This window comes from Trichococcus sp. (genome assembly GCF_049589555.1).
Classification (GTDB): Bacteria; Bacillota; Bacilli; order Lactobacillales; family Aerococcaceae; genus Trichococcus.
Map to the genome: position 1 here is coordinate 1 of NZ_JBAWAZ010000382.1, position 3,200 is coordinate 3,200.

The window sequence follows — 3,200 nt, forward strand, 5'->3', positions numbered from 1 at the left end:
GCGTCTGGCAACATTACCACCGCCACCGATTACATTCCCGACAATGACCTCATCAACGTGCTCGTTCAGGCCCGGATGCTTGTCCAGCATCGTTTTCATCAAGAATCCGCCTAGCTCTTCCGGACCAACGTCGCTGTAGATCCCGCCGTACTTTCCGATGGGCAGACGTGCAGCCTCCACAATATAAACCTTAGATGACACTGGGCACTCGCTCCTTTACTAACTCATGAAGTAATTGTTTCCTGGATATTTTGCCGTTGTTTTGTTTCGGTATCGCTCCGACAGCGAAAATGTGATCGATTTTGGCAGGACGGGACATCCGGGCCGATAAATAAGTATTGATTTCGGCCAAGCTCATCACTTGATTTTGGTCGGACCAAACAATGACGGCTCCAATTTTTTCATTGTAATGTGCATCCGGAATGCCAAGCACGACAATTTCAGCAACAGCCTCCAAGTTTAACAGATGTCGCTCAAATTCCAGCGGATAGAATTTCTCGCCGCCTCGATTGATGCAATCATCCTTTCGGCCATAGAATTCAAGCGTGTTCCCTGCCAATTTACCCAGATCACCGGTCGAAACGCATGTGACTGTGGCTACGCGATCCTCGCCGTTGCGATGGTAACCCGCAAAATTCAAAGGGCTGCGGACCAGTATTTCGCCAACGCCTTCCTCATTGGGCTGATCAATGATGATCTCGACTCCGGGGAACAGTTGGCCGACACTATTATCGGAAGGGATGCCTTGCACGGTTTCCATCGATATGTAGCTTGCTTCCGATGAACCATAGAATTCATATAATTGCACATTCGGACAATAGCGGTACAGCTTCCTGCGGATGTCCACATTCAGCTTAGCGCCTGATGAAATGATCGAATATTTTTCCGTCAACACTTCATTTTGTGCCTCTAGCTTTGAAATGAGCGCGTGGATCATGGTCGGCACAAGATAGCAAGTCAACGACTTCGTTTGTTTGACAAGGTCGATCAGGCGCTTGGTAGAAAAATGCTGATTCAGGATGAAGGTCTGCCCAAAATAGAGCGTCTGCATCAGCGTGTACAGGCTCAACGAATAATGCATCGAGCCAAAAACCGTTGCGCTTTGCTTGCTGGACTGGTGGATCAACTCATTCGTCCCCTCAAAACTCTTGACCCAGGATTGATGGGTTCTCCGGTAACCCTTCGGCTGCCCGGTCGTTCCTGAGGTGAAGCCAATAAACGCCAGATCACTCGGTGAGGCATATTCATCAGAATTATAAGGAACTGCAGCTTTTTGGAAAATTGTATGGATATCCGTCAACACCAGCGGATCCTCAAACTGATTCAATATGTCCTGCAGTCCCTGAGCAGAAAGGCCAGCATTAATAGGCACTGCCACTTTGTCCGCCCTGATCAAAGCCAAAAAATTAATCAGCTGATCAATGGCATTCGACATCGGTGCAAGGATAACTTTTTGGGGAATCCCTGCCAAAATATTTGCCCGTCCCTGAACGCGCTCCTCCAATTCCCGGTAAGTCACCGATTCTTCCCCATCGATTATCGCTGTCTGCAAAGCATTATTTACATGCCACTCATCTATACGCTTCATCATCACACCTGCCTAATTCATTTACGCCAACTTCAGGGAAATCAAACTGTAGCGCTTAAGGCGCAAGGTGATCCAAGCAGCTAAAATTGCTTTAACCGTATCCAGAGGAACAAAGGCCAACGTCATCTTCAATCCGTTTAACCAAGAGTTGCCCATGTAATACGCCATGGAAAAACTACCGCAAAAATCAATCAGCAAAGTCCCCCCAACGATAAAAATGAGAACTGCTTTGGGAAAAGTAAGTTTCTCCCAATTCTTCTCAAGCAAATAACCGATCACAAGTGGGGCTAACACGTATCCAAGCAAAAACCCGCCGCTTGCGCTGGCAAATACGGCAATGCCGCCCCGTCCGCCTGATAAGACCGGAAAACCTACCGCTATCATCAACAGAAAAACACTCACAGCCAGAGGACCGTATTTCTTGCCAAGCAGCCCGCCCGCGAGCATCATCATCATATTTTGCAGGACGATCGGAACCGGCAAACCCGGCAGCGGAATCGTCAACACTCCCGATACAATCATCAAAGCTACCATCATCGTTACCCTAGTCAAAACTTTTGTCTTCATCACTAAACTCCTCCTGTATTTACCGCTTTAATTGTTACCCTGTATTTCTTAAAGGTTTACAAATAACATGATAACCCATTTCTTTTTATCCGGCAACGCTCTTTTTAAAGATTCTTGCATGCATCAATAAAAGAACACACCAAAAACAGCAGCAAGGAAACCATCGACGTGGGTTCCTTGCTGCTGTTTTTGGTGTAGAGATGCAGAGAATGATGAACTCACTCCCGTTGTTCTTGAATCCCTATTCAAATATTCATGCATCCAACAAATGATTGTTTCTAGAGATTAAACCGCTTCTCGGTTGTGCTCAAGAAATTATCCAGTGCTTCCTCGCTGTCGATGCCCATCCGGTCCGCCAATACCATCAGCCACCAGATGCTTTCCCCGATTTTGTGCTCCAAGCCCGCTTCATTCGACTCACCCACCGGCCAACGTCCTTGCTGCGCCATCGTTAAGCGACCCACAAGCCCCGCATCGGTCAAAAACGCCAACGCATCCTCCTCCACGGACCATTCACTGCCATGGTGCTTCATTTCCAATGAGCGATAATGCTCCCGGATTTTTTTCGATCTTTCTGCTACTTGCTTGATTGTTAAGCCGTCCATGATAGTTCCTCCTGAGTTGATTTTTTGATTTACTTGATAACACTCTGCACGGTTTTCTTCTTAAAATTAAATTTTGATTTAAATTTAATTCATGATAAAATTTGTAGTATCAATATATCGAAAGATGGTGGATAATTGGATCCTTTAATAGATAATATCCAAAAATACGGTACATTATTTAGTTTTATGTATATTTTGATTCTACATTGGAATGAATTTGAAAGGTTCATTTTAAAGAAAAATAACAGTTTATTGGAAAAAATTGAAATAGGGTTATTACCAGCTAGTACAATCAACAAATTTGGCATCTCTGCCACGATTTTAATCGTTATTATTTCTGCCAGTATCGCTACCTTTGTCTTCTCAATTTCCTCTAAACTTTATATATTTTTCATTTTTTTCATTCTTGTTATGATTTTGTTGGGCACACTGTTCTTAAG

The 3,200-nt window shown here is 44.7% G+C and carries 4 protein-coding genes and 1 pseudogene; 1 reads left to right on the plus strand and 4 read right to left on the minus strand.

The window, feature by feature from the left end; translation table 11 throughout:
* From WBV27_RS13255 to WBV27_RS13270, 4 genes and pseudogenes are all read right to left on the minus strand, one after another.
* Nucleotides 1-201 (minus strand): annotated as a pseudogene (locus tag WBV27_RS13255) (acetyl-CoA C-acyltransferase); the annotation flags it as partial.
* Complete coding sequence (locus WBV27_RS13260) at nt 191-1,588, minus strand: class I adenylate-forming enzyme family protein (RefSeq protein ID WP_424202591.1); 1,398 nt, start codon at nt 1,586-1,588, stop codon at nt 191-193. The pseudogene WBV27_RS13255 and the gene WBV27_RS13260, both read right to left, overlap by 11 nt.
* Nucleotides 1,589-1,609: 21 nt before the next feature.
* Nucleotides 1,610-2,155, minus strand: a complete 546-nt coding sequence (locus tag WBV27_RS13265) for a biotin transporter BioY (protein WP_424202592.1) — start codon at nt 2,153-2,155, stop codon at nt 1,610-1,612.
* A 278-nt stretch (nt 2,156-2,433) separates the two neighbouring features.
* Nucleotides 2,434-2,760 (minus strand): MazG-like protein, encoded by a 327-nt coding sequence (locus WBV27_RS13270; RefSeq protein WP_424202593.1) that lies wholly within the window; start codon nt 2,758-2,760, stop codon nt 2,434-2,436.
* Nucleotides 2,761-2,895: 135 nt separating this feature from the next.
* On the opposite strand from WBV27_RS13270, the gene WBV27_RS13275 reads away from it, so the two are divergent.
* A partial coding sequence (locus tag WBV27_RS13275) for a hypothetical protein (RefSeq protein WP_424202594.1) occupies nt 2,896-3,200 on the plus strand: 305 nt, incomplete at its 3' end.